Source organism: Brevibacterium litoralis (assembly GCF_040212315.1).
Classification (GTDB): domain Bacteria; phylum Actinomycetota; class Actinomycetes; order Actinomycetales; family Brevibacteriaceae; genus Brevibacterium; species Brevibacterium litoralis.
Genome location: NZ_JBDIUY010000019.1, coordinates 45,403 through 69,484, shown reverse-complemented (window position 1 = coordinate 69,484; position 24,082 = coordinate 45,403). Strand labels below are relative to the sequence as shown.

Here is a 24,082-nt window from a genome sequence, read left to right as displayed (position 1 = left end):
ATGCACGATCTTCCTCGTGATGCAGGCTGCGAGGTTGGCATCTGAAGGCAAGAAATGCATGTCACATTCTGGAATGCTCCGTGTGCTACGCGCGCTACACTTAGGTCATGTCCAGCACTGTGAGTTATCGTGAACTCCGCAACCGCAGCGGAGAAGTCCTGGGCGCTGTCGAATCCGGCGAGTCCTACACCGTGACGAACCACGGGAAGCCGGTCGCTCGGTTGGTACCGATCTCCGAAGGCCAGCCCGATCTGCCGCTTCACCGACCGGCCGCTGTTCGCGGTGGCTTCTCACAACTGAGACTGCACAAGGTCGACACCCCCTCCGCAGAAGCACTCGATGACCTACGGCGCGGACGTTGAGTCGGATATACATCGACACCTCCGCAGCGGCCAAGCTCCTCATGGACGAGGCGGAAAGCGATGCATTGATCGCGTGGGCCGACAATGAGGGGCCCGTGTTCACTGCCACCCATCTCCTCGAGACGGAACTCAGGCGCCTGGCAGAGAGGTTCGGTCTGCCACAGGCCGACGTGTCGGCAATCCTGGCCCGATTCGATCTGTACGACCTTCCGCCGAGCCTCTACCGCGAGGCAGGACTGTTGCCAGGTCCGTGGCTCAGGTCTCTTGACGCCTTGCATCTGGCCGCGTCGGTCCGACTCGACGTCGACGCGCTCCTCACGTACGACATCCGCCTGACCGAAGCAGCGGAATCGCTGGGATTGCGAGCAATCGCTCCTGGTCGCTGATCGATCAGCGACCGGTCACCGGTCGATCATGTTCTCCATCTTCTCGGGGTATCGCGTGACGGCCGTGTCGATCGCCGCGGACACCTCGTCCAGGCGCGCCAGATGGTCGGGGGAGAGTACGACCTCCGCGGCGCCCACGTTCTCCTCCAGCCGTGGGATCTTGGTCGTCCCCGGGATCGGCACGATCCGCTCGTCCTGCGCGAGCAACCAGGCGAGCGCCACCTGACCGGGGGTCACGACACCGCTTTCCACCTGCGCATCCGACAACTCCTGCGCGATGGTGCGCACCACGTCGACGGCCGCCCCATAACCGTGGCTCAGGCCCATACAGCCGAATCCGAGCGCGGAGACCTCCAGACGCGGTGAACCGTCCGGGGTGGTGCCGAGGACGCGGGTGGGGAGTGTGGGGGCGCCGTGTGTGTCGGTGTCCATGGGGGCTCCTTCGCGGTGGGGTTCTCGCGGGCCGAAGGATGGGGTCCGAGTCGAGCCTATGCCCGGGAGGCGACCGGCAGTAGGGGCGGGACGGTGTACACCTTTCCTATTGCGTGAAGACATCCTCCGGTAATGGGATGCATGCGATCACCGGAGCCATTGACTCTTCCTTTAAACGGAAGATATATTCACGTTCCGTGAAGACTCTCCCGCCTCAGCTGACGCCGTTCGTGCGCTCCGACGCCGTCGGCGCGCTCCTGGCCGAGCTCCTGGGTGCGCCTGATCGAGAGTTCTCCCTCGCCGAACTCGGGCGACGGTCCGGTGTCAGCGGCCCCGTCGTCCATCGTGAGGTCGGCCGCCTCGTCGAGAACGACGTGGTGACCGATCGACAGGAGGGCAGGAACCGCCTGGTCAGGGCGAACCCCGAGCACCCACTGTTCGGACTGATGTGCGAGATCATCGCGACGACCTACGGCCCGGTGCCGGTGCTCCGCGAGGAGTTCGACGGAATCAGCGAGGTCGAACGGGTTCTGATCTTCGGATCCTGGGCCGCGCGCCGTGCCGGCGTTCCGGGCCCGTTCCCCAACGACATCGACGTCCTGGTCATCGGTACGGTACCGCGGCGAACGCTCGCCGCCATCGGTGACGAGGCCGGTCGGAAGCTCGACCTTCCGGTGAACATCACCCGGATCGATTCCGGGGACTGGGGGAGTCCGGAGCCGACCCCGTTCGTCCGCACGATCCGCGAACGCCCCGTCGTCGACGTCATGACAGGCGAGATCCATGGCTGAGTCGATCGCCCGGATGCTCGACACCCGCCGATTGGAACGGGTCGCGGTGAATGTCGACCATGCGAAGACAGTGATCGACACTGCGAAGAAGCACATCGCCACGGCGAGAGTGCTCGCGGGAACGGACGATCCGGGGATGGCTTTCACCGCAGCCTACGACGGAGCACGGAAGGCGCTCACAAGTGTTCTAGCCGTCGAAGGGCTGCGCGTCCGCCCTGTCGGGGGTGCACATCGGAACACCGGAATCGCGGCTCGATTGTTCGTCGAAAACGACTCCTTGGACGAGTTCGAATGGATGCGACAGGTCCGGAATGCGACGGAGTACCCCGACGAGGGTCGGCCTACTGCGACTCGCCAGGACGTCGACGAGGCGATCGAAGCATCCGAGGCCATCGTGAGGGTCTGCGCCGAATACGTGCAGACACGATAAGTGCACCTGGCCATCTCCGTACGCCGTCACGGTCCGGTGATGGCCGGTTCGGTCCTGCTTCGGCCGTGTGATACTCATCGCATGAACGCGCAGGGTGAGCGGGACACGCGGGGCAGTGACACGAAGAGCGACGGGGCGAGCGCACTGCCGGACGTGACGTCGGCCGGGAGTGCAGGGCGCCTCGTGAGCGGGGAGGCGGGGTTCGAGCACCTGGGGATCGGTGACGTGCCCGAGGCGCGCGCCCACTGGACATGGGCCGACGTCGCCGAGGTGTCCGTCGGCGCCGACGGGTTCGACCTCGGCGTGACCCCACTCGTCCACCGACGGGTGACGGTGTCCCTGGTGAGCGGCGACTTCGCGGAGTTCCTCGCCCCGATGGACGGGCTGGAGACGTTCCTCCGCACACTCGGTGAGCACCTGGAGGTCCAGGTCCCGGACGCCTGGGACGCCCTGGCCACGGTCGCCCCGAACGGCCCCGAGATGGTCGTCGCCCGCGCGGCGGCGTGAGGCTGAGTTCCCGGCTGAGTTCCAGTGGGGGATGATTGGCGTCGCAGCCCCCTCGAAACGCCAAACATTCCCCACTGGAACTCGCGTCGGGAATCCCTTGACCCTCACACCGTGTGAGGCGGTGACATGGAGTTGTCATGTTGAACATCGGAGACTTCGCCCGCTTCGCCGGGGTGTCGGTGCGTATGCTGCGCCACTACGACGCCCTCGGTCTGCTCGTGCCCACGCACGTGGACCCCGCCTCCGGGTACCGCCGCTACGACCCGGCGCTCCTGGCCCGGGCCGACCGCCTGGTCGCCCTCAAGGAACTGGGGTTCACGCTCGAACAGGTCGGTGACCTGCTCGACGACCGGCTCACCGCGCAGCAGATGAAGGACCTGCTGCACGACCGCCGCGACGCCCTGCACGCGCAGATCGAGGCCGACCGCGACCGTCTCGCCGAGGTCGAGCACCGTCTCCGACTCCTGGAAGGAAAGACCGTGTCCATCACCGAGTACACCGAGAAGTCCCTGCCGGCCGTCACGCTGGCCCAACTGTCCGGCCACGTCGACGACGTCGCCGAGGTCGACGGCCTGGTCGGCCCCATGTACGCCCGCCTGGGTGCCGCCCTCGACGCCGCCGGCATCACCCCGGACGCGCCGGGGATCGCCTGGTACGCCGCCCGCGACGACGGCATGGACTTCGCCGTCGGGGAACAGGTGGCCGAGCCCGTCGACGGCCTCGAACACACGACCCTGCCGGCCGCCGACCGCGCGATCACCGCCGTCCACCGCGGCACGATCGCCGATCTCCACCTGTCGTGGCAGGAACTCTCCCGCCACGTCGCCGAGGCCGGCCACACCTTCGCCGGCCCCTGCCGCGAGGTCTACCACCAGGTCGACACCCCCGAGGGAGACGGCTGGGTCACCGAGATCCAGCAGCCGATCGCCTGAGGGCCCTTCCCGCCGCCGAGGCGCCCTGGCCCGGACCCCGACGCCACCGGGCACTCCCGGCCCGGAGTGCGCTCCCGAGGTGCCCTGCACGTCCCAGCGGACGTGCAGGGCACCTCGGCGTGCGAGAAGTGTGTCCCTGCCACCCGCTAGGCTCTGCCGTGCCACCCCACCTCCAGCCAGAGGAGCCCGTGAACCGTGACCGACGCCCTGCGTACCACCGTCCCCGCAGCCACCACCGGTGACACCGATATTGCCGCGTTGGCCGCCCACCTCGACGCCACGCGCATCACGGGGCAGGTGGCCACCCCACGCGAGGGCAACCTCTCGCACATCCACCGGTTCCTCGCGCAGGAGCGCAGCTTCCACTTCGGTGTCGAGCTCACCCGTGACTGGGACTACGACTCCGTCTTCGACCTCATGGTCGAGAGGGTCGGCATCCGGGCCGATCCGGCACACACGCAGGGCCAGGACACGATCTCCGCGCAGCTGTGCATCGACGCCTCGCGTCGGCTGGGCCGTGCCCTCGGGGAGGTCGCCCGGGCCGGCGGCACGATCATGTTCGCCACCGGACACCCGGCCGGCATGCTGCCGGTGCACCAGACGCTCGCGCACGCCGCGGAGCTCGCCGGTGCAACGGTGCTCGACGTCCCACCGGCGGACCACCCGCTCGACCGCTATGTGCCGAACACCGTCGACGGCGGTGACCTGCGGCGCCTGCGCGGCGTGTGGATCTGGCACCTGCACGGCGGGATCCCGCACACGCACTTCCCGGATCCCTCGCAGATCCTGCTCGACACCGTGGCCGAGCGCGGTGGCGCGCTGCCGGACCTCGTCGTCGCCGACCACGGCTGGGCCGGTCACGCGGCCTCCCGCGGGCTGCGCACTGTCGGGTTCGCCGACTGCAACGACCCGGCGCTCTTCGTCGCCGAGGCGCAGGGGTCCCTCGAGGTGAGCGTCCCCCTCGACGACGACGTCCTGCCCGAGTTCTACCTGCCACTGTGCCGCTTCATCCTGCAGGAGGCCGGCCTCCCACTCGACGGCCTGGAGATCTGAGGATCGTCCGGACCCCGGGGTTCCGGGGGCACACCCGAGACTGGGTGGCGGGCGCCTCGGCGGCGTACCGGATGGGAAAGTGCCGGCGACACGCGCAGACTGAGAAGCATGACCTCGACCTCCCGCCTGCGCCGGTTCCTCACCGGCCCCTTCTCCGTCACGACCTGGCGGGCCCACGGCTACCTGTGGCTCATGCTCATCCTCGGGCCCTTCGCGTTCGCGCACGCCCTGCTCGTACCGGTGCTCACTTCGGGGCTCGCGGTGACGCTCGTCGGGCTGTTCGTGCCCGGCTGGCTCGTCGTCGCCGCCCGCGGCTGGGGCGCGGCCCACCGGGGTCTGGCCTCGCACCTGCTCGGCGTGGACGTCCCGCCGCCGACCCCGCACCGCCACCAGCGCGGCTTCTGGGCGACGATGGGCGGCAACCTGGGCGACGGAGCCGGGTGGAGAACCATCCTCTTCATGGTGCTCGCCTTCGTGCTCTCGCTCGTCGCGTTCCCGGTGAGCATCGCGTTCCTCGCCGTCGGGTTCGGGGGAGTGACGTACTGGTACTGGTACCGGTTCCTCCCGCTCCAGGAAGGTCTGGACGGCGCGATGCACAGGGGTGCCTCCTTCGGTCCCGGGCACTTCCTCGACACCCCGGAACGGCTGCTGCTCGCCGCGCTCATCGGGCTGTTCTTCCTCTTCGTCCTGTGGCCCTGGATGACCCGCGGGTTCACGGCTCTCTACGGGATGATGGTCTCCGGCCTGCTCGGGCCCACCCGTGCATCCGTGCGCGTCGCCCGTGCCGAGGCCGCCCGTCGCGGCACCGTCGAGGACGCCGAGGTGCGCCTCCGTCGGCTCGAACGTGACCTCCATGACGGGGTCCAGGCGCGGCTCACATCACTCGGTATGCAGGTGGGCGAGGCGCGCATGCTCCACGACGCACGCGAGGACCCCGAGATCGTGTCCTCCCTGCTCAAGGATGCCCAGGCGAACGTGTCCGGCACGATCGTCGACCTGCGTGAACTCACGCGAGGTGTTCGACCACCGATCCTCGACTCCGGCCTGGAACCGGCCTTGCGGACCCTCGTGGCTCGCTCGGGCCTCGACGTCGAACTCGAGATCGTCCGCGACACGGTACCTCTGCCGGGTGTCGGGCGGACGCTGGTCGGTGGGGCCCTGGTGCACGGTCCGGCGGGTGGGTCCCGTCTCGGGGAGTCGCTCGCCGGTGTGCGCGAGAGCGTGCGGTCCCGACTGCCCGGTGGCGAGAGCGTGATCGAACCGGTCCGCCTCGACACCCTGCCCGCGCCGGTCGTGACGATCGCCTACTTCACCGTGGCCGAGTTGCTCACGAACGTCTCGCGGCACGCCGGAGTGGACAGCGCCCGGGTCGTCGTCGACCTGCGCCACCACGGACGGCACGACGCGGTCCTCGTACTCGACGTCGAGGACGCCGGTCGCGGAGGCGCCCACGTCCCGGATCCCGATCCCGTCCGCACCGGGGGCACCGGCCTCGACGGGTTGCGCCGCCGCCTGCGTGGTGTCGACGGCCACCTGGAGATCGACAGCCCTGTGGGTGGTCCGACCCGGATCCGCGCCGAGATCCCGGCGGGGGAGTGAGGATGCCGTTCGAATCCATTGGCCCCACCAACGATTTCTCGTGCGTCCTCCGGTGGTCGTCGGTCGGTCACGAGGGTCCGCCGGACGGGTGCTCATCAGGCAGGATGGAACCATGAAGGTCGCGATCGCCGAGGACTCGGTCATCCTGCGCGACGGACTCGTCGCCCTGCTCGAACGCCGTGGCCACGAGATCGTCGTCCACGCCGGTGACGGGGACGAACTCGTCCGCGAGTACCGGGGCCTGGAGTCGGCGGGCGACCGTCCGGACCTCGTCGTCGCCGATGTCCGCATGCCTCCGAGCCACACCGACGAGGGACTGCGCGCTGTCCTCGACATCCGCGGTATCCGTCCCGGCCAGCCGGTCCTGCTGTTCTCCCAGTGGGTCGAGACGACCTATGCGTCCCGGCTGCTGCGCGATGATCCCGCGGGAGTCGGCTACCTGCTCAAGGACCGCGTGACGGACGTCGCCGACTTCCTGTCCTCCCTCGAACGCGTGGTCGGAGGACAGACCGTCCTCGACCCCGAGGTCGTCGCCCAACTCATGGGCCACCCACCCCGTCCGGAGGATCTGCCGGACGGTGCGGGTGGTGCTGCGTCCGCCGGCAGGATGTCGGGCGACGAGGCCGGCGGGCCGTTCAGTGGTCGCGGAGGAGCGGGCGCCTCAGGAGCGGGAACTGTCGGAGGCTCGTCCGGAGTGGCCGGGGCGGGAGCGCGGAGTGGTGGCAGCGCGGGTGCAGATCGGCGCTCGGGCTCGGCACTGTCGCCGAGTGCACGAGCGGGGCTCGAGCGGCTGACGCCTCGGGAGCGGGAGGTGCTCGCGCTCATGGCGACCGGCAGGGGCAACGCCGCGATCGCCGAGGAACTCGTGGTCGGCTACGGCGCGGTGGAGAAGTACGTCGCGCAGATCTTCCGCAAGCTCGACCTGCCGCCGGACACCCCCGATCACCGTCGCGTCCGCGCGGTCCTCACGTATCTGGAGGGTCGGGAGTGAGCCCGCTGGGTTGAGCTCCGTCGAACGACATCACCGTCGTTTGCCGTACCGATGCCCGGCAATGAGGCCGGGCCGCCGGGCATCGGTACGACATCTGGCGATGAGGCTGCAGGCGCCTCGAGCATGCAGGCACACGACGGCTGTCGGCGCCTCGGCTGTGCGGTCGGGTAAAGATGTGGTCGGCCCGCGCAGTTCCCGGGGAACTCAGCCGATCTCGATCGCGAGGTCCTCGTGGACCTCGACCTGGGGCAGGCGGGCGACGTCGGCACCGGGGAGGACGATCTTGGAGGATCGCACGCCCGAGCCGATGACGACGGCCGGCTGTTCGAGGACGCGCGCGTCGACGAGCAGCCGCCAGTCGGCGGGCAGACCGATCGGACCGATGCCGCCATATTCCATGCCGCTGTCGGAGACGGCCCGGTCCATCGGCATGAAGCTGCACTTGCGGACGTCCAGGAGCTTCTTCACGCGCTTGTTCACGTCCGCCTTCGTGTGCGCGAGCACCAGGCAGGCGGCCAGGCGTTCCTCACCGGCTCGTGATCCGGCGACGAGGACGCAGTTGGCCGAGTGCTGAAGCTCGAGCCCGAAGGCCTCCGTGAGGGCGGCGGTGTCGGCGAGGTCCGGATCGATGTCGAAGACGTGGACCGGGAGGTCCTCCGGCAGCGTCGACAGCGCGGCTGACACCGGAGCGGCGACCTTCTCGGGGTTCTCGCGGGCGGGCACGGTCGTGAGGGATGAAGGGAGTACAGACCAAGTCATGTCCCCACGATAACGAGAGGGCGCCTCGGGAGCGGGGAGCGTCTCGGTCGGTGTCGTGCGATCCCGGCCCCGTGAATCGGTTCGGCCCCGTGAGATGCGAATCCCACGGGGCCAAACCGATTCAGCGGGCCGGAACTGCGCCGGGCCGGAACCCCGCTCAGCCGGCGGCGGCCGCGAGGTCGTCCCGGGTCGCGGCACCCGCACCGGCCGCTGCACCGACCGCCGCGTCACCTGCGGCCGCTGCACCGACCGCCGCGTCACCTGCGGCCTCGGCGGCTGCGGCGACACCGAGAGCGGCGCCGGGGCCCATCTCCTCGACCGGATCGGTGAGGTCGGCCAGGTATCCCGCGGCCGTGTCGTCGAGCATGTCGAGCCAGGCGGTCCTCTGCGGCACGGACATCGTGCCGGTGACGATCGACCGGTACACCTGGTCGCGGTAGGTCGTCACCTCGTCCTTCTTCGACTGCTTCCAGGCGAGGAACAGGTTGACGACCGCGTCGAGGTCGATGTCCGGGTAGTCCGTGACGGCCAGGATCTCCTTCAGCATGTCCGCCTGGAACACGGGGTCGCCCTTGCCGACCTCGCGCGCGTCCCGCCTGTCCTGCCAGGCGGCGATGTCCGCGCGCATGGTCGCCTCGTCCGGCAGGTCGACGCGGCCCAGGACGACGTCCCGGACGTACCACGCCTGGATGTCGAACATCGTGAAGGTGAACCACTGGTGTTGCATGCCGAGGTAGTGGACCTTCGGGTTCGCCGCGAGGGTCACGCCCTTGTACAGGTGATCGACGTAGAGGGTGCCGGTCGTGTTGAGGCGGATGTCGTGCGACATGAACGGGAAGGAGTGGATGTAGCCGGTGCACAGGACGACGGCGTCGAACTCCTTGGACGTGCCGTCTGCGAAGTACGCCGTGCGCCCCTCCATCCGCGTGAGCAGTGGGCGCTCCTCGACCGTCTCCGGCCAGGCGTAGCCCATCTCCTTGCTGCGGTAGGTGATCGTCACCGACTTCGTGCCCATCTTGTAGGCCTGCAGCGCGATGTCCTCGGCGGAACTCGACCCACCGACGACCAACAGGTCCTTGCCGACCAGGTGCTCGGCGCCGCGGAAGTCGTGCGCGTGCTGGACGAGGCCGGGGAAGGTCTCCAGACCCTCGAACCCGGGGGAGTGGGGTACGGAGTAGTGGCCGGAGGCGACGACGACCTCGTCGAACTCCTCGACGGTCGTCGAGCGATCGAGCAGGTTCTCGGCCTCGAGGGTGAAGGTCTCCGTGGCCCGGTCGTACTCGACGTGGCGGACGGCGGTGGAGAACCGCACCTTGTCCCGCACACCCGAGCGCTCGATCCGCCCGTTGATGTAGTCCCACAGCACCTCACGCGGCGGGAAGGAGGACAGTGGTCGGCCGAAGTGCTCGTCGAAGCTGTAGTCCGCGAACTCGATGCGCTCCTTGGGTCCGTTCGACCACAGGTGGCGGTAAATCGAGGAGTGGACGGGCTCGCCGTACTCGTCGGTCCCGGCGCGCCACGTGTAGTTCCACTGGCCGCCCCAGTCGGCCTGGCGTTCGAAGCAGACGACGTCGGGGACCTCGGCTCCGGATCGTTCCGCCGCGGCGAACGCCCGCAACTGGGCGATTCCGCTGGGACCGGCACCGATGACGGCGACGCGCTTCTTCACATGACCTCCTGGGGTACGACGGGTCCGCACGGTGATCCGGCGGAACACGGACGGCGAGTTCGCACCGCCGGGACCACTCGGACGATCGTTCGATCCGGGTCCCCGTCCGGCGCAGGACTGATCGTCGATTCTACTGATTCCGCGCGAATTCCGGGTTGGGACGGGGCGAACCAGGACGTGCCATTGCTCACCCGTGGGTCCCTCACCCCTTCCGCAGGGCGCGGTTGGTCTTCTTCGTCGCAGGGGCGGTCCAGGGGTCCTCGGGCCAGGGATGTTTGGGGTAGCGGCCGCGCATCTCGGCTCTCACCTGGGCGTACGGTCCGGACCAGAAGGACTCGAGGTCGTCGGTGACGGCGAGCGGACGCCCGGCGGGGGAGAGCAGGTGGAAGAGCACCGGCACCCGCCCGCCGACCAGCCGCGGGGTCTCCGCCCACCCGAAGCACTCCTGCAACTTCACCTCGACGACGGGCCGCGCCTGGTCGTCGAGCACACCGCCGGCGTCGAGGTCCGGCCACGTGATCCGCACGCGGGACCCACTGGGCACCTCGAGGCGCTCGGGGACGAGTTCGTCCCAGGCGGTCGCCTCGGGCCAGGGGAACAGGCGGCGCAGTGCCCCGGCGATGTCGAGTGACGCGAGTGTCGTCGACGAGCGGGTGGTCGACGAGCGCGTATTCGACGAGTGGGCCGTCCCGCCTGCCAGCGCATCGATCTCCGGGGCCAGCCAGCTCTCGAGCGCGGCGCGCAGCCCTGCATCGGTGACGTCCGGCCAGGGGTCCCCGAGCGCGCGATGGCAGAAGGCGAGGCGGGACCGGACGGCACGCGCCTCCCGCGACCACGGCAACAGGTCGAGGCCGCAGGAACCCGCACGCCCCTCGCCTCGCACACGGCCTTCGTTTCCCACACCGTCCTCGCCTCGCACACTGTCCTCGCCGACCACACCGTCCTCGTCACCCTCCGTGTGCGCGAGCAGCGCCCGGACGACGGCGGGGCGCGCGGTCGCGGGGTCGGGGCGTGTGGGTGTCGAGGACAGCACCACCCGCCCGAGTCGCTTCTCCACCCGCGCCCGGACCCGCCCGTCCACGAAGGTCACCTGCACGTCCTCGCGGAGCAACGACCCGGCGAGCTCGTGCGCGAGCGTGGCCTCGATCGGCACCGCCGCGCGGATCACCGCCCCGGTCCCGGCCGCCGCGTTCCCACCGGTACGCTGCACGTCCGCGATCGCGATCCACACGTCCGCCGCGCCGCCGGAGCTCGTGTGACCACCGGTGCCCCGGTTCCCACCGGTGCCCGCCGCGCCGCCCGGCAGTGCCCGCAACAGGTCGGAGTCCTCGGGCAGCCCGGCCCGCGTCCCCGAGGCGAGCTCGAACACCCGCCCCGACACCCGTCGGGCCAGACGCCCGGGGTGCGCGAGTGCGACGACGGTCGCGAGTGCGTCCTCGGCTCCGCCCGCCGCCGAGGCGCCCTCTCCGGTCCGACTCGCCTGTCCGTTCCGTCCGCCCTCTCCGTCCGTCCGGTCGTCCCCGGCGAGGTGCCGGCGGGCGATCGACGACAGCCGTTTCACCTCGCGGTTCCAGCGTTTCGCATCGGGGTGGTCGCCGCGTTCGAGGGACCGGAGCAATCCGCCCAGGTCCCCGCCCGGTGCCCGGAGGTCGAGCGCGAGTGTTGCGACGACCCGGGCCACGGGTCCCGCTCCGACGCGCGTCGCACCGTCGAGCAGGGCCCGGGCGACGTGCGGGGCGACGGGAACGTCGACGAGGGTGTGGCCGCGCGGGGTCGCACGCCCGTCGGCGTCGACGGCGTCGAGAGCGCGGAGGGTCGCCTCGCCGGCCTCGACCGCGGCCGGGGGAAGGGGCTCGGGTAGGCTCAGGCCTTCGCCACGCGGGGATCCCCAGCAGGCGAGGGCGAGAAGTGCCTCGGTGAGGTCACCAGTGCGAGCCTCGGGCGTGATGTAGGGCGGGGCGGCCGCGAAGGTGCGCTCCGGGAAGCACCGGACCACGAGTCCCGGACCCAGTCGCCCGGCACGACCGGCGCGCTGTTCGCAGGAGGCTCGCGAGGCCGAGACGGTCACGAGCCCGTTCATCCCGCGCAGTGCGTCCCGGCGGGGTTCCCGGGCGAGACCGGAATCGAGGACGACCCGCACACCCGGGACGGTGAGTGAGGATTCGGCGAGTGCCGTCGAGACGATGATCCGCGGGGTGGGATCCTCGGCGGAGGTGTCCGCTCGCCCTCGCGCGGCTTCCCCTCGTTCGGCATTCCCTCCGACAGCACGCCCTCGTACAGCACGCCCTTGTACAGCCCTGTCCTGATCGGCCTTGTCGAGGGAGCCGTGGAGGGGCAGCACCTCGACGTCCGGGTCGAGTCGGCGGATCTCGGCGACGACCGCGTCGACCTCGCGGGCACCGGGGACGAAGACGAGCGCGTCGACCGGCGACTCGGCGTCGCCATCAGCCCCGGTGCCGCCGCCGGCCAGGGGGCCACCGCCGACCCGGGCATCGCCGCCGAACAGTTCTTGCGCGCGGGCGCGCGCTTCGACGGCGTGGCCTGCGACGTGCCGGAGGAAGTCCCGGGATACACCCGCCTCGTCGGTGCGCGGTCCGGAGAAGGGCTTCCAATCGACCTCGACGGGGAACAGGGCGTCCTCGGAATCGATGAGAGGCGCGGCGTCCGGGGTCGCGTCGGAGCCGTCAGTGCCTTCGGAGCCGCTCGCGCCGAGGGTCCTGGCGAACAGAGGTGCGTCCACGGTCGCGGACATGGCGACGAGACGCAGGTCGTCACGGAGCTGGCGGACCTCGCCGAGAATGCCCAGCAGGAGGTCGGTGTCGAGGGAGCGTTCGTGCACCTCGTCGAGGACGACGGCCCCGACGCCCGTGAGCTCCGGGTCGTGCAACAGCCTGCGCACGAGGACACCGGGCGTGAGGAACTCGACGAGCGAGTCGTCGCGCAGCGTCGACTCGCCACGCACCGTGTGTGCCACCCGCTCGGCCATGTCCGGCGCGAGGGCACGCAACCGGGAGGCGGCCGCCCGCACTGCCACGCGGCGGGGCCCGGTGACGAGCACCCGGGGGAGCGACCCGTGGCGGCCCCTCCCAGGGGCGTCCGACCCCTGCCCGTCCTGCGCCACCGCTTCCTGAGCCAGAGCGTCCTGTGCCAGCGCGTTCGCGACGAGCGGCGGCACGACGGTCGTCTTGCCCGTACCGGGCGGGGCCTGCACGACGGCCGTCGCCGCGGGCGATTCCACGAGCACCTCCCACAACCGCGCTGCGGACCGGCCGAACACGAGCCCCGCACCGATCGCCTCGGTGTCGAAGGGGAACGCGGTGCGGCCCGAGAGACGGGTGTCGGACGAGAGGTCGCTCACACCTGCGGGGTCGGTCGGTGCGTCGTGGGGGTCTGCAGGCATGCCCACCAGCTTAGGACTGGTAGAGTGGTGTGCTGGTTCCGCCGGGTCCCCGGGGGAGTCACCATCCGAATTCAGGTACTGGCGGGCAGCACCGGCTGCACCAGGCACCTGCGACGAATTCAAGAGAAGGACATCATGCAGAAGGACATCCACCCGGATTACCACCCGGTCGTATTCAAGGACCTCGCCTCGGGCGAGTCGTTCCTCACCCGTTCGACCGTGACGAGCGAAAAGACCATCGAGTGGGAGGACGGCAACACGTACCCCCTCGTCGACGTCGAGATCTCCTCCGCCTCGCACCCGTTCTACACGGGCAAGCAGCGCATCCTCGACTCCGCCGGCCGCGTGGAGAAGTTCAAGGACCGCTACAAGGGCTTCGGCAAGCGCTGACCCTGCGGGACCCCCTCGACGGACCCCGGACCCGCACGTGCTTCACGTGTCGGTCCGGGGTCCTTCGCGTCGGGGCCCACTCTCATCGTCCTCGTCTCCGCTCGCCGCTGCCGAGGCGCCCTGGCCCGAACCGGGCACCTCCACCCTCGTCACGTCCGCCCGCCGGGAGTTCCTCATGACCGATTCCTCTCCGCTCGCCTCTGATCCCTTCACACCTGCGCCGCTCACACCTGCCGCCGCCGATGCCCGCGAGACCCGCACGGACGGCACTGCCGACGTCCCCGCACACCGCCTGAGCCTCGTGTTCTTCGAACCGGAGATCCCCGGCAACACGGGCAACGCGATCCGGCTGTCGGCGCTCACCGGCGCGCACCTGCACCTGGTCGAGCCCCTCGGCTTCGACCTGTCCGACGCGAAGCTGCGCCGGGCCGGCCTCGACTACCACGACATGGCCCACGTGTCCGTCCACTCCTCCCTCGACGAGGTGCTCGCGGGCATGGACGGCCGCCGCGTCATCGCCTTCACGGGGCATGCCGACGGCAGCTTCGCCGAGGTGTCCTACCGCACCGACGACGTCCTCCTCTTCGGCCGCGAGTCGACCGGTCTCCCGCAGGAGGTGCTCGACGACCCGCGGATCGACCTGGCCGTCCGCATCCCCATGCGCCCGGGACTCCGCTCGCTCAACCTCGCGAACTCGGCCGCCCTCGGCGTCTACGAGGCGTGGCGGCAGCTGGGCTACCCCGGCGGGCGCTGACGCGTCGGCCGACGTTCAAGGCCCGGCCCGGCCGGAGCCGCAACCTCATTGCCCGGTGCCGCACCGATGTCCGGCGATCCGGCCTGACTGCCGGCCATCGGTACGGCGGATGACACGGAGATTGCAGTCCACGCCAGGCCTGCGGCCATCGCCCGACCCGCCGTCCGCAACTGGCCCATCAGCATCGGGTCGATCTGGCATGTGGTCGCAGGCCAGTGGCCGGTAGGATTCCGTAGTTCCCGCTCAGTCACCAGCAGCACCAGTAGCAACAGAACAGGACCTCATCATGGCGCCTCGCGCACTCACCGTCGCCGGTTCCGACGTCTCCGGCGGCGCCGGCATCGCCGCCGATCTCAAGATGTTCGAGGAGGTCGGCGTGTTCGGTTCCTCGGTCATCACGTGCATCGTCACGTTCGATCCGGCCAAGGAGTTCGAGCACGCGATCGAGTTCTTCACCCCCGAGGTCGTCCGCACCCAGCTCGACTCGGCCCTCGCCATCCACGAGTTCGACGTGATCAAGTCCGGCATGCTCGGCACCGTCGAGACCGCTCTCGTCCTCGCCGACCGCCTGCAGACCACGGACCTGCCCTACGTCCTCGACCCCGTCCTCGTGTGCAAGGGCGCCGGCACCATGGTCGACCTCAAGGACCTGTTCGTCGACAACCTCGTCCCGCACGCCACCGTCGCCACCCCGAACCTCGAGGAGGCCGCCACGCTCGCCGGGATCGACCCGATCACCGACGTCGCCGGCATGCAGGAGGCCGCCCGGATCATCCACGGCCAGGGCGCGAAGAACGTCATCGTCAAGGGCGGCGCCCGCCTGGCGGGCGACCAGGCCATCGACGTGATCTTCGACGGCACCACCTTCACCCGGCTCACCGCCCCGAAGGTCTCCGACACGATGGTCAACGGCGCGGGCTGCTCCTTCGCCTCGGCGATCGCCGCCGGGATCGCGACGGGCAAGTCCGTGGTCGACGCCGCGGTCGAGGCGAAGAAGCTCGTCCTCCAGGGCATCGACCGCTCGGTCGAGAACGCGATCGGCGTGAACTCCCTGCTCCATCCAGCCGCCCGCTGCCACGCGGAGCGCGACCTGCAGGTGACCGTCGGCTGAGCTGCGTCTGATGCCGCCCCACCGGCCGAGTCCTGGGTTCTCCGCGGCCCGCTCCCGAGGCGCCCTGTACGTGACATGACACGTGGAGGGCGCCTCGTGTGCGTATGGGCCCGACGCCTCGTTCGTCGTCAGCGCTGTGTCAGGTCAGCGCTGCGCCGGGCCACCTGGCGGGAAGCCGCCGGGTGGGATCGCTCCGTAGCGCCTACCCGAGGCGTGCTGGTGGGCCAGCCGCCTGAGCGCGAGGAGGACCGGCTCGAGGAGGATCGTGCCGAGGAGGGCGTGGCGGAGTGCCGCCTCGCGATCGGCGGGGACGCCGTCGACCTCGGCGCGAGCGATGCCGCTGATGCCGAACAGGTAGGCCGACCAGGTCTCGTCGGTGATCTCCAGGCCGGCGTCGTCGATCGCCTCGAGCGCGCGGGCCAGGTGCGCGAGTTCCGGACTCGCCGGGTCGACGTACCAGCCGGCGCGGGCGACGAGGTCGCGGGCGCGCGTGGTGTCGACCTCGGGTGCCGGGTCGAAGGTCGCCTGCTGGACGGTGCCGAGTGCGGTGAGCATGTCGTCGGCGGGTGATTCGATCGCGGCGACCACCTCCTTCGCCTGGGCGATCGACAGGCCGCCAGGACCAAGGAGCGCGCGTATGAGGCGCAGGCGCCCGGGCGCGGATGGAGGAGGGCGCCGCCGGGGTCCCGCGCTGATGCCGTCGCGCTATGTGTGGCGGCCGCGGTACTTGAGGAAATAGCGAGGCCGGCACACATGGCGCGGCCACCCGCCGCGTGAACCCCGTGGTGAGGGCCACATAGGATGTCCGGCATGACATCCCCGGAGAACCCCCTGATGCAGCCCTCCACGCTTCCTTACGGCATGCAGGACTACGCGGCGATCCGCCCGGAGCACTACCTGCCGGCGTTCGAGAAGGCCTTCGCCGACCACCGTGCGGAGATCGACCGGATCACCTCGAACCCGGAGCCCGCCACCTTCGCGAACACCCTCGAGGCGCTCGAACGCGCAGGCTCGTTCCTCGACACCGTGTCCCACGCCTTCTACACCGTCCACTCGGCGCACGCGACGGAAGAGATCCAGGCGATCGGGGCCGAACTCGCCCCGCGCATGGCCGCGCACGAGGACGCGATCATGCTCGACAGCGCATTGTTCGCCCGGATCACCACCGTCCTCGAGAGCCTGGAGACGGGTGACCGGGCCGGCGGAGCTGCCGCCACGACCGGCGGCACCGCCACGTCGACGGACGTCGGCACGACGGCAGGATCCCTCACCCCCGAGCAGCAGTACCTGGTCCGCCGGTGGCACCGCGAGATGGAGCTCGCCGGCGCCGGCCTGAGCGATACGGACAAGGACCGTCTGAGCGATCTCAACGGCCGGCTCTCGACGCTCACCACCACCTTCGAGAAGAACCTGTTGGCCGACACGAATGACCTGGCCGTCGTCGTCGAGGATGCGGCCGACCTCGCCGGACTCACCCCGGGCGAGGTGTCCGCCGCCGCCCAGGAGGCCGCCGATCGTGGCATCGAGGGCGCGTACGTCCTGTCCCTCACCCTCTACACCGGTCACCCCCACCTTGCCGCGCTGGAGAACCGCGCGGTGCGCGAACGACTGCTGGGCGCCTCGCGAGCGCGGGGTTCCCGGGGGAACGAGAACGACAACCGTGGGGTCCTCCTGGAGATCGTGCGGCTGCGGGCCGAGCGGGCGGCGCTGCTCGGGCACGACAGCCACGCCTCGGCGGTGCTCGCCGACCAGATGGCCGGCACGCCCGAGGCGGTCGAGGAGCGCCTGCGCACCCTCGCAGCACCCGCGGCCCGGAACGCGCAGCGGGAGAAGGCAGCGCTCCAGGCGATCGCCGATGCGACGGCCGCGGAGGAGGGGAGCGAGACCTTCGCGCTTGAGGCGCACGACTGGGCCTTCTACACCGAGAAGGTCCGCCGCGCCGAGCACGACATCGACACGGCCGCCCTGCGCCCGTGGTTCGAGGCCGAGCGCGTGCTGCGCGACGGCGTCTTCCATGCGGCGCAGAAGCTCTACGGCGTGACCTTCGAGGAGCGGACGGACGTCGTCGGGTACCACCCGCAGGTCCGCGCCTTCGAGGTGTTCGAGGCCGACGGGTCCGCCCTCGGACTGTTCCTCCTCGACCTCTACACGCGCGACACCAAGCGCGGTGGGGCGTGGATGAACCCGATCGTCTCCCAGTCGGCGCTGCGGGGGACCAAGCCGGTGGTCGTCAACAACCTCAACGTCACCCAGCCGGGTCCGGGCGAGCCGACGCTGCTCACGCTCGACAACGTGCGCACCCTCTTCCACGAGTTCGGTCACGCGCTGCACGGACTGTTCGCGCGGGTCACCTACCCGCACTTCGCGGGGACCGCGGTGCGCCGGGACTTCGTCGAGTTCCCCAGCCAGGTCAACGAGATGTGGATCCTGTGGCCGGAGATCCTGGAGAACTACGCCGTCCACCACGAGACGGGTGAACCGTTGCCGGCCGAGATCGTGGAGAAGCTGCAGGCATCGGCGGCCTTCAACGAGGGGTTCACGACGAGCGAGTACCTGGCGGCCGCGTGGCTCGACCAGGCCTGGCACACACTGAGCGTCGACCAGGCCGCCGAGGTCACCGACGTCGCCGCGTTCGAGGCGGCCGCGCTGGCCGACATCGGCCTCGACGAACCGAGCGTGCCCACCCGCTACTCCTCGACCTACTTCCAGCACGTGTTCGCCGGTGGCTACAGCGCCGGGTACTACTCATACATCTGGAGCGAGGTGATGGACGCGGACACCGTCGAGTGGTTCCACGAGAACGGCGGCCTGGTCCGCGGGAACGGCGATCGGTTCCGGGAGCGCCTGCTCGGCGTCGGCGGATCGAAGGATCCGATGGAGGCCTACCGCGACTTCCGCGGCCGCGACGCGCGGATCGAACCCCTCCTGGAGCGCCGCGGGCTGGTGTGAGGAGGGCACGCTCGCTCGGCGTGCGTCAGGGCGTGCGGGGCGCCTCGGCGGCGAAGTGATCGCGGAGTCGGTGGGTGCCCGTCCGCTCGCCGATCGCGTCGTGCGTGAGTACGTGGACGAGCCACCGGGCGACGTCCGCCAGCCGCGCGGAGAACATGCCGCTCACGCGGAGACCGAGGGACACGAGCCACCGCGGGATCCGCGAGATGCGTGGGCGGGTGCCGAGCGCCTCGAAGGCGGCCTCACCGATCTCCTGCCAGGTGAGGACCTCCGGTCCGCCCACCTCGTACACGCGGAAGGTCGGGGTGGAGCCGGGCAGTGCCGTGCCCTGCGTGAAGTACGCCGCCGAGGCGCCCCGGCCGTGGAGTGCTTCCTCCAGTCGGTCGACGCAGTAGGCGGCGAGGTCCGCGCCGTGGATCGGGTTGAGGCGGACCTCGGGGTCGAGGATTCGGACATGTCCCTTCCGGGCCATGTCGAGGACGGACGACATGTCGCTGAAGTACCCCGAGGGATGCACGACCACACCGGTGGTCCGTGAGCCGGCGAGGTCCCGGACGAAGGCGGTCTTCGCCTTCGCGACCTCGGCCGGGCACCGGTCCGCGCCGATCGCGCCGAGGTAGAGGAACGCCTCGGCGCCGTGACCTGCGGCGGACTGCAGGATCTGCAGGTTCCCCGCGTGGTCGACCTGCCAGGGGTCGGAATCCTGGGTCGTGACGCCGAGGGCGGAGACGACCGCGTCCACGCCGGCGGCGAGGTCCGCGGTGACGGCGGCATCGGTGATCTCCCCGATCCGCCACTCGTCGACGAGGCCGGCCAGCGACGGGGCGCCCGAGCTGTGGGGTTCCTCGGCACGTTCGCGGTCCCGGACGAGGGCGCGGACCGTGTGCCCGCGGCGGTGGAGTTCGGCGACCAGGTACCGGCCCTCGTAGCCGGAGGCGCCGATGACGAGTGTGGTGGTCATGCGTGGTTGGCGACTCCGGCGTAAGTGTTCGGGGTGCGGGCGACGGCGGGCATCAGTAGAGCTTCTCCTCGTAGGACTTGCCGCAGTACTCGTCGAGTTCCTCGACGCTCTGGTCCGGCTTGTCGAGGCGGTTCGCGAGGACGGCACGCCGGGGGACGTGCGCCTCGGGCGCCCAGGTCTCCGGCTTCCACAGCTGCGAGCGGAGGAAGGCCTTGGAGCAGTGGTGGAAGACCTCGTCGATGTCGATGACGACCGCCAGGAGCGGGCGCTTGCTCTTGACCTGCATGTCGTCGAAGAAGGGGGCGTCGGTCACGAGGGTCGCGCGGCCGTTGATGCGCAGGGTGTCGCCGCGGCCGGGGATCATGCAGAGCAGACCGACGTGCGGGTTCTGCAGGATGTTCCGGTAGCCGTCGGCGCGCTGGTTGCCCGGTCGTTCCGCCAGGGCGATCGTCTGCGGGTCGATGACGTGGACGAGTTCGCCGGCCGGGTCACCCTTGGGCGAGGCGTCCAGATTCCCGTCGGCGTCCGAGGTCGACAGGACGCAGAACGGTGTGGCGGCCAGCCAGTCGACGTCCTCGGGGACAAGTGCCGGACGGACCTTGTCCTTCACCAACTGCGAGGGTTCGCCGATGAGCGCGGTGAGCGCCTCGGGGGACTCGAGGGTCGGCCAGGTGGCGCGGTCGGCGATGGGAGGGGCCGGGTCCGTGGGGGTGGCCGGGTCCGTGGCAGTCGGTGCGGGGTCCGTCGGAGCCGTGCGCTCCGTCACAGGGGTGTCCATGCCCATGAGGGTAGTGCAGCGTCATGCGGGCGCTCTGCCGAGGCGCCCGTCCCTCAGGCACTCCAGTGCGGATCGCGGCCGGAGAGGCCGAGAAGGCGGTGGAGGGCCGGGGAGTCGGCGGGCACCTCGACGGCGGGTGCGAAGGGTTTGCCCGGGCCCTGGAAATCCGGAGTCAGCATGGCCGGTGCGAAGTCGAGGGAGGCGAGGACGGCGTCCTCGGCCGGTGCCCACGGCCGCCCGGTCGCCACCGCGAGGTCCCAACCGTGCATCTGGTACTCCCAGAGGATCATCGACAGGGACATGTCGCCGGGCATGGACACCTCGCCGATGAACAGCGGCCGGGAGGCCGCCTCGGGGAGGACGTCTGCGAGGCGGGCGCGCGCCGCCCGGACCTGGCCGGCACCATTCCCCTCGACGGTGACGGCGTCGAGGTCCGAACAGTGCCTGTCCGCCGAGGAGAAACCGTCGGCGAAGGCGGTGAGCCATCCGACCACGTGCTGCCGGAGCGCGGCGAGGTCGTACTCGGTGCACGGGGTCGGGTGGGGATCGGCGGAGGTCGGGATCGTGTCGAGGAGGTCGGCGAGGTCCGCGAGGACGGCATCGAGCTGTGCGGTGGTGATCGTGGCAGGGTCGATTGCATGTTGCGGGGCGGGGTTCGTGTCCATGGCTCCACGGTAGGCAGGCGGTCGGACGGCGCGATTGAAGATTTGCGACATGAACCTTCACCGGGCCGATCCACTACCGTGTGGACCGTGTCCGCCTATGACGACACCCGCGGGATCCTCTCACCGGCCGAGATGCGACGCCATGTCGACTTCCGGCGGTTCCCCGTGCCCGCGGAGTTCGACGGACTGCTCGACTTCGTCTGGTCCGTGGAATGGTCGTTCGAGCGATCAGCCGACTCGGCTCCCCGGCACCACCGGCAGCAGGTCGTCTCACGTCCGGCGGTGAACATCAGTGTCGGTGTGGCACCTCCGCCGGACGTCGACGAACCCGGCCCTCACCCTTTGCGGGCCGTCGTCAACGGGGTGACGACCAGGGTGCAGTCGCGGTTTCTGGCCGGTTCAGGGTGGAATCTCGCGGTGAAGACGACCACGGGTGGCTTCGGTGCCTGGATCGACCGGGTAGGGGACCTCAACGACCGGGTGTTGTCGGTCGACGACGTCCTCGGCATCGACGGTGCAGCACTGTCCCATGCGATCGCCGAGGCGCGCTTTCCGGGGTCGAACCCTGTGTCGGAGTCGGACCCTGCTCCCAGGGCAGGGGCACTTGGCACGGATTCCGACGAGCGCAGCGCCTCGGCGGCTGGAGCCCTCGTCGACGCCCTCGGCCGGGCACTCGACCGTGCCGATCCGCGACGGATCCCGATCGCCCGGGAGGTATCACGGATCGCGGACATCGCCGAACACGACCGTTCGATCCGGCGGGTGGAGGAACTGGCCGCGATCGCCGGAGTGACACCTCGGACGTTGCAGCGGCAGTTCGCCTCCTTCGCAGGAGTGAGCCCGACCTGGGTGATCCGCAGGTACAGGCTCCTCGACGCCGCCGAACGTGCCCGGGACGGCGCAGCTGTCGACTGGGCCGATGTCGCGGCCGAACTCGGTTATTCCGACCAGTCCCACCTGATCCGGGAGTTCACCGCCGTCATCGGTCGGAGTCCGGCCGCCTATGGGCGGGGCCAGCGTGCAATTCGTGCGGAGGCGTGACGACGTCCCGATCAGAGCTCGTCGAGTCTGCGTCAGAAGGGTGCGACCATTGCCTGGCGGCGGCTCTCCTCGCGTCGGCGGTAGGCGGCTTCGCGTGCTTGGCGGCGGCGTTTCTGGAAGGCGAGTTGGTCGGCGATCTTGGCTCGGTCGCCGGGGGAGTGGCCCGGGACGGGTGTGGGCACACCGGTCCCGTCGAGAGGCAGGCTCGCCTGTCCCTCGCTCGCCTGTCCCTCGGAGAGAGTACGTCCACTGTCCGGGAGGGCTCCTGGACTCCGCTCACCCATCGGGCTCGTTCCCGGCGAGTCCCCTCCTGTCGGTCCGCCTGCGGGTCCGGCCGGAGCCCTGTCTGTTGTCCCGGCCGCCAGTCGCTGCGCGATGAGGTGTCGGGTCCGGTATTTCGCGTGGATGACGGGTCGTCGGAGCGGGTCCTGGGATTCCGGGGGCCGCCACGCGACGATCCCTGTCGGGAGCATGACGGCTTCCCATCCGAGGCGCTCGTGATGGTGGTGGTGATACCCGCAGGCCTGGGTGAGGTTCCAGTGGTCGGTCGGTCCGCCCTTCACCCACGGGATGATGTGGTGTGAATCGCACGCCGAGGGAGGACTCGAGCAGTCGGGGAAGGAACATCCCTGGTCCCGGGCGGTGAGAGCCCGGACCATCGTGTCGGTCGCGAACCGGCCGGCGGTGACGAGACTCGATGTGCGGGTGCGGGTGTCGGTGCGGACCTCGTCGATCCGCAGCGTGTCGACCCACGGGGAGTCGGATGCCAGGAGGTGTTCCAGCCGGACGGTGTCACCGGATCCGGTGGTCGCCAGGCCTTTCTGCCGTTCGATCGTGGTCCGGTCGGTGGTGATGACGAGGCCGATCGCGGCTCCGGCTGCCTGCCGGTTCCCGGCGTGGGTGCGGAGGATGTGCCGGAGGCGGTCGAGGTTCTTCCGCTGCCGGTACCGCAGGTCGATGGGGGTGCGGACGTCCGTGGGTGTCCCGTCGGGGTGGAGGCCGGTCGGCGGGAGCGGGTCGGTGAAGTCCCGAGTCTCGGCGTCTTCAGTCGGTGTGCCTTCCACTTCTCGTGCGGTGAGTTCGGCGTCGAGGAGGGCGCCGGTGATGTCGTCGAGGTAGGCCTTGAGTCGCCAGTCACCGTTCTTCTGTCGGGTGAGGACGAGTCCGTAGGGTTCGGTCGGTTCCGTCTCGTCGGGTGCGCTGCCGTCGGGGTCGAGGTAGGCCAGGGCGTGGGCGCCGGCGGTGCGGATGTCGGTGACGCGTAGTCCGGGTGCCTGGGTGACGAGGAGGTGTTCGAGGGCCGGTCCGTGGACGGTTTCGACGGCAGGCGGGATCGCATCGAGGGTGCGGGTGATCTCCTCGGCCTGGGCGCTGGAGATGGTGCCTGCCGCGAGGGCGGAGGCGACCTCGGGTCGGCGGGGTGCGAGGCGTTGACCGGTGAGGGTGCGGCGGTGTCCGTGGGCGTCGGCGTTCTTCAGCAGGCGGCCGGCTTCCCAGCCGGAGAGTTTGAGTTTCGAGGTGAGCAGGTCGCGGGTGTTCTTGGCGCCGGTGTGGGCCGGGACGTCCTCGTGGAGGAGGACGGCGGTCAGATCACGGGTGAGGGCCTGGGCTCGGCGGGTGAGCTGTTCGAGGCCTGCGAGTCCGGCGGTGGCGGTATCGGGGTCGAGGGGACGGTGTCCGCTCGTGATGTCCTCGGTGAGGGTCCGGATGTGGTCGAGTGCGGTGGTCAGTTCCGGGAGCCTGCGTGTGATGAGGTCCTCGTCGTGGTCGGTGAGGAGGGTGGGGAATTGCGCGTCCTCGAGCCCGGGGTTCGCCTCGTCCGTGCGTCGTCCCGTACCGGCTCCTGCTCCTGTGCCTGCGGTCGTCCCGGTGGTCGAGCCTTCGTGTCGTGCCATGTGCCTGTCACCTCCTTCCCGTGGAGCGCCGTGTCGGGTTCGACGTGTCACGTGCTGTTCGAACGCCGTTGTTCGGACAGTGCCGGCGACCGTGTCGAACAGTGTTCGAACAGAATTCGAACCGTGTCGAACACTCCGTCGTGTTCGACCGCGCCTGCGTGGGGAAGTACGCCCAGCTTAGCCATATGCATATGGGCACACAAGACTCGTGTTCGAAAAAGTTTCGA

23 protein-coding genes are annotated in these 24,082 nt (G+C 70.1%); 14 read left to right on the top strand and 9 right to left on the bottom strand.

Features of this window, described 5'->3' with window-relative positions; translation table 11 throughout:
• The first annotated feature begins 107 nt into the window (after positions 1–107).
• Both AAD496_RS06585 and AAD496_RS06580 read left to right on the top strand, forming a co-directional pair.
• The gene (locus AAD496_RS06585; protein ID WP_349827863.1) at positions 108–362 is read left to right on the top strand and encodes a type II toxin-antitoxin system Phd/YefM family antitoxin; all 255 of its coding nucleotides are present in this window, start codon (positions 108–110) and stop codon (positions 360–362) included.
• The gene (locus AAD496_RS06580; RefSeq protein ID WP_349827862.1) at positions 359–748 is read left to right on the top strand and encodes a type II toxin-antitoxin system VapC family toxin; all 390 of its coding nucleotides are present in this window, start codon (positions 359–361) and stop codon (positions 746–748) included. The genes AAD496_RS06585 and AAD496_RS06580 overlap by 4 nt, the downstream gene beginning before the upstream one ends.
• A 15-nt stretch (positions 749–763) precedes the next feature.
• Here the strand turns inward: AAD496_RS06580 and AAD496_RS06575 are convergent, their stop codons facing one another.
• Complete coding sequence (locus tag AAD496_RS06575) at positions 764–1,180, bottom strand: aldo/keto reductase (protein ID WP_433913734.1); 417 nt, start codon at positions 1,178–1,180, stop codon at positions 764–766.
• Positions 1,181–1,377: 197 nt separating this feature from the next.
• Here AAD496_RS06575 and AAD496_RS06570 point away from each other — a divergent pair, with 197 nt between their 5' ends.
• From AAD496_RS06570 to AAD496_RS06540, 7 genes are all read left to right on the top strand, one after another.
• Positions 1,378–1,971: an ArsR family transcriptional regulator gene (locus AAD496_RS06570; protein ID WP_349827861.1), complete on the top strand. Its 594-nt coding sequence runs from the start codon at positions 1,378–1,380 to the stop codon at positions 1,969–1,971.
• Entirely contained in the window at positions 1,964–2,401 is a 438-nt protein-coding gene (locus tag AAD496_RS06565) for a HEPN domain-containing protein (protein WP_349827860.1), read from the top strand. Before AAD496_RS06570 ends, AAD496_RS06565 begins: the two co-directional genes overlap by 8 nt.
• Positions 2,402–2,482: 81 nt before the next feature.
• Positions 2,483–2,908, top strand: a complete 426-nt coding sequence (locus tag AAD496_RS06560) for a hypothetical protein (protein WP_349827859.1) — start codon at positions 2,483–2,485, stop codon at positions 2,906–2,908.
• A 137-nt stretch (positions 2,909–3,045) separates the two neighbouring features.
• Positions 3,046–3,840 (top strand): MerR family transcriptional regulator, encoded by a 795-nt coding sequence (locus AAD496_RS06555; RefSeq protein ID WP_349827858.1) that lies wholly within the window; start codon positions 3,046–3,048, stop codon positions 3,838–3,840.
• A gap of 195 nt (positions 3,841–4,035) precedes the next feature.
• The gene (locus AAD496_RS06550; RefSeq protein ID WP_433913733.1) at positions 4,036–4,893 is read left to right on the top strand and encodes a phosphatase; all 858 of its coding nucleotides are present in this window, start codon (positions 4,036–4,038) and stop codon (positions 4,891–4,893) included.
• Between the two features lie 108 nt (positions 4,894–5,001).
• Entirely contained in the window at positions 5,002–6,492 is a 1,491-nt protein-coding gene (locus AAD496_RS06545; protein ID WP_349827857.1) for a sensor histidine kinase, read from the top strand.
• Positions 6,493–6,604: 112 nt separating this feature from the next.
• Complete coding sequence (locus tag AAD496_RS06540) at positions 6,605–7,483, top strand: LuxR C-terminal-related transcriptional regulator (RefSeq protein WP_349827856.1); 879 nt, start codon at positions 6,605–6,607, stop codon at positions 7,481–7,483.
• A gap of 204 nt (positions 7,484–7,687) precedes the next feature.
• Here the strand turns inward: AAD496_RS06540 and AAD496_RS06535 are convergent, their stop codons facing one another.
• The 3 genes from AAD496_RS06535 to AAD496_RS06525 all read right to left on the bottom strand — a co-directional run bounded on the left by AAD496_RS06535 (position 7,688) and on the right by AAD496_RS06525 (position 13,311).
• On the bottom strand, positions 7,688–8,242 hold the full coding sequence (locus AAD496_RS06535; RefSeq protein ID WP_349827855.1) for a YbaK/EbsC family protein: 555 nt from the start codon (positions 8,240–8,242) through the stop codon (positions 7,688–7,690).
• A 157-nt stretch (positions 8,243–8,399) separates the two neighbouring features.
• Entirely contained in the window at positions 8,400–9,911 is a 1,512-nt protein-coding gene (locus AAD496_RS06530; RefSeq protein WP_349827854.1) for a trimethylamine monooxygenase, read from the bottom strand.
• A gap of 202 nt (positions 9,912–10,113) precedes the next feature.
• The gene (locus AAD496_RS06525; RefSeq protein ID WP_349827853.1) at positions 10,114–13,311 is read right to left on the bottom strand and encodes an ATP-dependent RNA helicase; all 3,198 of its coding nucleotides are present in this window, start codon (positions 13,309–13,311) and stop codon (positions 10,114–10,116) included.
• A gap of 135 nt (positions 13,312–13,446) precedes the next feature.
• Here AAD496_RS06525 and AAD496_RS06520 point away from each other — a divergent pair, with 135 nt between their 5' ends.
• From AAD496_RS06520 to thiD, 3 genes are all read left to right on the top strand, one after another.
• Positions 13,447–13,701: a type B 50S ribosomal protein L31 gene (locus AAD496_RS06520; protein ID WP_349827852.1), complete on the top strand. Its 255-nt coding sequence runs from the start codon at positions 13,447–13,449 to the stop codon at positions 13,699–13,701.
• 175 nt (positions 13,702–13,876) lie between these two features.
• Positions 13,877–14,455 (top strand): tRNA (cytidine(34)-2'-O)-methyltransferase, encoded by a 579-nt coding sequence (locus tag AAD496_RS06515; protein WP_349827851.1) that lies wholly within the window; start codon positions 13,877–13,879, stop codon positions 14,453–14,455.
• Between the two features lie 286 nt (positions 14,456–14,741).
• Positions 14,742–15,566, top strand: coding sequence for a bifunctional hydroxymethylpyrimidine kinase/phosphomethylpyrimidine kinase (gene thiD / locus AAD496_RS06510; RefSeq protein ID WP_349827850.1), 825 nt, complete (start codon positions 14,742–14,744; stop codon positions 15,564–15,566).
• 144 nt (positions 15,567–15,710) lie between these two features.
• Here the strand turns inward: thiD and AAD496_RS06505 are convergent, their stop codons facing one another.
• Positions 15,711–16,154, bottom strand: coding sequence for a hypothetical protein (locus AAD496_RS06505; protein ID WP_349827849.1), 444 nt, complete (start codon positions 16,152–16,154; stop codon positions 15,711–15,713).
• 222 nt (positions 16,155–16,376) lie between these two features.
• Between AAD496_RS06505 and AAD496_RS06500 the strand changes: the two genes are divergently transcribed.
• A complete protein-coding gene (locus AAD496_RS06500; protein ID WP_349827848.1) occupies positions 16,377–18,515 on the top strand; it encodes a M3 family metallopeptidase in 2,139 nt (712 codons plus the stop codon).
• 25 nt (positions 18,516–18,540) lie between these two features.
• Here AAD496_RS06500 and AAD496_RS06495 read toward each other — a convergent pair whose 3' ends face one another.
• Genes AAD496_RS06495 through AAD496_RS06485 form a run of 3 tightly spaced genes read right to left on the bottom strand, consistent with a single transcriptional unit; the run spans position 18,541 to position 20,919 of the window.
• Positions 18,541–19,476: an NAD(P)H-binding protein gene (locus AAD496_RS06495; protein WP_349827847.1), complete on the bottom strand. Its 936-nt coding sequence runs from the start codon at positions 19,474–19,476 to the stop codon at positions 18,541–18,543.
• 52 nt (positions 19,477–19,528) lie between these two features.
• On the bottom strand, positions 19,529–20,254 hold the full coding sequence (locus AAD496_RS06490) for a pyridoxamine 5'-phosphate oxidase family protein (protein WP_349827846.1): 726 nt from the start codon (positions 20,252–20,254) through the stop codon (positions 19,529–19,531).
• Positions 20,255–20,307: 53 nt separating this feature from the next.
• Entirely contained in the window at positions 20,308–20,919 is a 612-nt protein-coding gene (locus AAD496_RS06485; RefSeq protein ID WP_349827845.1) for a TIGR03086 family metal-binding protein, read from the bottom strand.
• Positions 20,920–21,006: 87 nt separating this feature from the next.
• Here AAD496_RS06485 and AAD496_RS06480 point away from each other — a divergent pair, with 87 nt between their 5' ends.
• Positions 21,007–21,960, top strand: coding sequence for an AraC family transcriptional regulator (locus tag AAD496_RS06480; protein WP_349827844.1), 954 nt, complete (start codon positions 21,007–21,009; stop codon positions 21,958–21,960).
• Positions 21,961–21,992: 32 nt separating this feature from the next.
• Here AAD496_RS06480 and AAD496_RS06475 read toward each other — a convergent pair whose 3' ends face one another.
• Complete coding sequence (locus AAD496_RS06475) at positions 21,993–23,855, bottom strand: HNH endonuclease signature motif containing protein (protein WP_349827843.1); 1,863 nt, start codon at positions 23,853–23,855, stop codon at positions 21,993–21,995.
• Positions 23,856–24,082 lie beyond the last annotated feature (227 nt).

Bases quoted from the DNA above. Each gene is read 5' to 3' on its own strand.
- AAD496_RS06555 (WP_349827858.1), top strand. From the start codon at position 3,046: ATGTTGAACATCGGAGACTTCGCCCGCTTCGCCGGGGTGTCGGTGCGT.
- AAD496_RS06495 (WP_349827847.1), bottom strand. From the start codon at position 19,476: ATGACCACCACACTCGTCATCGGCGCCTCCGGCTACGAGGGCCGGTAC.
- AAD496_RS06575 (WP_433913734.1), bottom strand. From the start codon at position 1,180: ATGGACACCGACACACACGGCGCCCCCACACTCCCCACCCGCGTCCTC.
- AAD496_RS06490 (WP_349827846.1), bottom strand. From the start codon at position 20,254: ATGGACACCCCTGTGACGGAGCGCACGGCTCCGACGGACCCCGCACCG.
- AAD496_RS06515 (WP_349827851.1), top strand. From the start codon at position 13,877: ATGACCGATTCCTCTCCGCTCGCCTCTGATCCCTTCACACCTGCGCCG.
- AAD496_RS06525 (WP_349827853.1), bottom strand. From the start codon at position 13,311: ATGCCTGCAGACCCCCACGACGCACCGACCGACCCCGCAGGTGTGAGC.
- AAD496_RS06585 (WP_349827863.1), top strand. From the start codon at position 108: ATGTCCAGCACTGTGAGTTATCGTGAACTCCGCAACCGCAGCGGAGAA.
- AAD496_RS06520 (WP_349827852.1), top strand. From the start codon at position 13,447: ATGCAGAAGGACATCCACCCGGATTACCACCCGGTCGTATTCAAGGAC.
- AAD496_RS06540 (WP_349827856.1), top strand. From the start codon at position 6,605: ATGAAGGTCGCGATCGCCGAGGACTCGGTCATCCTGCGCGACGGACTC.
- AAD496_RS06500 (WP_349827848.1), top strand. From the start codon at position 16,377: ATGACATCCCCGGAGAACCCCCTGATGCAGCCCTCCACGCTTCCTTAC.
- thiD (WP_349827850.1), top strand. From the start codon at position 14,742: ATGGCGCCTCGCGCACTCACCGTCGCCGGTTCCGACGTCTCCGGCGGC.
- AAD496_RS06565 (WP_349827860.1), top strand. From the start codon at position 1,964: ATGGCTGAGTCGATCGCCCGGATGCTCGACACCCGCCGATTGGAACGG.
- AAD496_RS06560 (WP_349827859.1), top strand. From the start codon at position 2,483: ATGAACGCGCAGGGTGAGCGGGACACGCGGGGCAGTGACACGAAGAGC.
- AAD496_RS06535 (WP_349827855.1), bottom strand. From the start codon at position 8,242: ATGACTTGGTCTGTACTCCCTTCATCCCTCACGACCGTGCCCGCCCGC.
- AAD496_RS06485 (WP_349827845.1), bottom strand. From the start codon at position 20,919: ATGGACACGAACCCCGCCCCGCAACATGCAATCGACCCTGCCACGATC.
- AAD496_RS06545 (WP_349827857.1), top strand. From the start codon at position 5,002: ATGACCTCGACCTCCCGCCTGCGCCGGTTCCTCACCGGCCCCTTCTCC.
- AAD496_RS06475 (WP_349827843.1), bottom strand. From the start codon at position 23,855: ATGGCACGACACGAAGGCTCGACCACCGGGACGACCGCAGGCACAGGA.